General features: G+C 72.1%; 1 protein-coding gene. It reads left to right on the top strand.

What is annotated here, in order from left to right; translation table 11 throughout:
• On the top strand, positions 1–1,136 hold a 1,136-nt coding region (locus AB0M83_RS48540; protein WP_364529637.1), incomplete at its 5' end, for an SDR family NAD(P)-dependent oxidoreductase.
• Positions 1,137–1,936 lie beyond the last annotated feature (800 nt).

The raw sequence follows: 1,936 nt of genomic DNA, 5'->3' as shown, positions 1-1,936 counted from the left end.
TGCGGCGCGCCGGCACCCGGCTCGCGCACGCGGCAGCCAACGGCGTCGATCGCGTGCCCGGCGGCCGGGCCGCCCGCGCCGCCGTCCTCGAAGAGCTGGGTATCCCTCTCGAAGTGCTGCCGCACCTGAGCACGGACGTCGTCTTCGACACCGCGCGCACCACGACCGCGTTGTCCGGCAGCGGCATCGAGCTGCCGGAGCTGCGCGACTACGCGGCCCCGCTCTACCGGTACTGGCAGGCTCACCTCGATCCCGACCGCGCGCGTCACGGGCACGGCCTGGCCGGGCGGACCGTGCTGATCACCGGTGCGTCGTCCGGGATCGGCCGGGCGTCGGCGCTCGCCGTGGCCCGCAAGGGCGCGAAGGTGATCCTCGTGGCGCGGCGCGCTTCGGAGCTCGAAGAGGTGCGGGACGAGATCACCGCGGCCGGCGGCTCGGCGGCGGCGTACCCCTGCGACCTCACCGACGGCGACGCCGTCGACGCGCTGGTCAAGGACGTGCTCGGCGACCACGGCGCGGTCGACATGGTGGTGAACAACGCCGGCCGGTCGATCCGGCGGTCGGTCGCGCTGTCCACGGAACGTTTCCACGACTACGAGCGCACGATGGCCATCAACTACTTCGGGCCGGTGCGGCTGATCCTCGGGTTCCTGCCGTCGATGGCCGAGCGCCGGTTCGGCCACGTCGTCAACGTCACGACCCAGGGCCTCCAAACCGACACCCCGCGCTTCTCGGCGTACCTGGCGTCGAAGGCGGCTTTGGAGGAGTTCGGGCTGACGGCCGGGCGCGAGACGCTCTCGGACGGCGTCACGTTCACGTCCGTGCGGATGCCCCTGGTCCGGACGCCGATGATCGCGCCGACCGGCTACCGCGGCATCCCGTCGAGCAGCCCGGAACGCGCGGCCGCGCTCATCGTGAAGGCCCTCGAGGAGCGGCCGGAGATCCTCAGCCTGCCCGAAGGCCGGGCGGCCGAACTGGCGACGCTCGCCGCGCCGCGGCTCGCCCGGTTCGCCGCGCACCTCGCATACCGGGCGATGCCGGAGTCCGCACCCGAAGCACGCGGCCTGCCCCGCCAATCCGCGCCGGCGGCCGTCGCGGCGGCGGTGACCCGCCTGTTCTGGCGTCGTCGTGCTTGAACTCCTCGAATTCCGCCGAAACGCTGGCACTCCGACGACGGTACTTCTACCCTCGCGCGAGTCCCGTACATCGGTACGGGCGTGAACTGGGGAGCTCGAAATGCCGGAAATCAGCAGTACTGGGGAACGATCCGCCGTGGCCGACGAAACGGCCGCCATCGGCACCGCCCGGCGCACCATCGGGTGACCCACGGACCGGGGCCGGGCTCTCCTACCCGGCCCCGGCTCGCCGCCTGGGTGTCGCGAATGACTCATTCGGGACATCCGGCGCCGCGAATGACTCATTCGCGACCCTCGCCGCCTCGCCGCCTCGCCTCCGCCGCCGCTGCTGCCGCCGCCCGCTGCCCCTGCCGCTCGCGCTACCGCCACCACTGCTGCCGCCACTGCCCCTGCCGCCACCACGGCTGCTGCCGCTGGCGCTGCCGCCGCCGCCGCCGCCGCCGCCGCCGCGAAGCAGGCTCGCACCTCTACCGCCGCTACCACCTCCGCCGCCGGCACCACTGCCGCCGTGAAGCAGGCGCGCACCCCTACGGTCCCGAGTCGTCCGCTCGGCCGAAGAGTCTTGAATGAGTCATTCAGGACCTGCGAAGACCTGAATGACTCATTCAAGACGTCCGGCCGCGCCGGTGGACCGGACCCGGCTCCCCACCCGCGCCACCGCGGCCCCCACACCGAATGCAGTGAATGACTCATTCCTGGCGTCCAGCGCCAGGAATGAGTCTCAGTGTCAGGGTTGGTGGCGCCGCACGATGTGCGGTTAAGGTCCGGTCTTGAGCACGCGGTGACTCAGAATGAGGTTG

This window comes from Amycolatopsis sp. NPDC051106, from assembly GCF_040682775.1.
GTDB lineage: Bacteria > Actinomycetota > Actinomycetes > Mycobacteriales > Pseudonocardiaceae > Amycolatopsis.
Note: the sequence above shows the minus strand (reverse complement) of the source record. Positions and strands in the feature narration are given on the sequence as shown.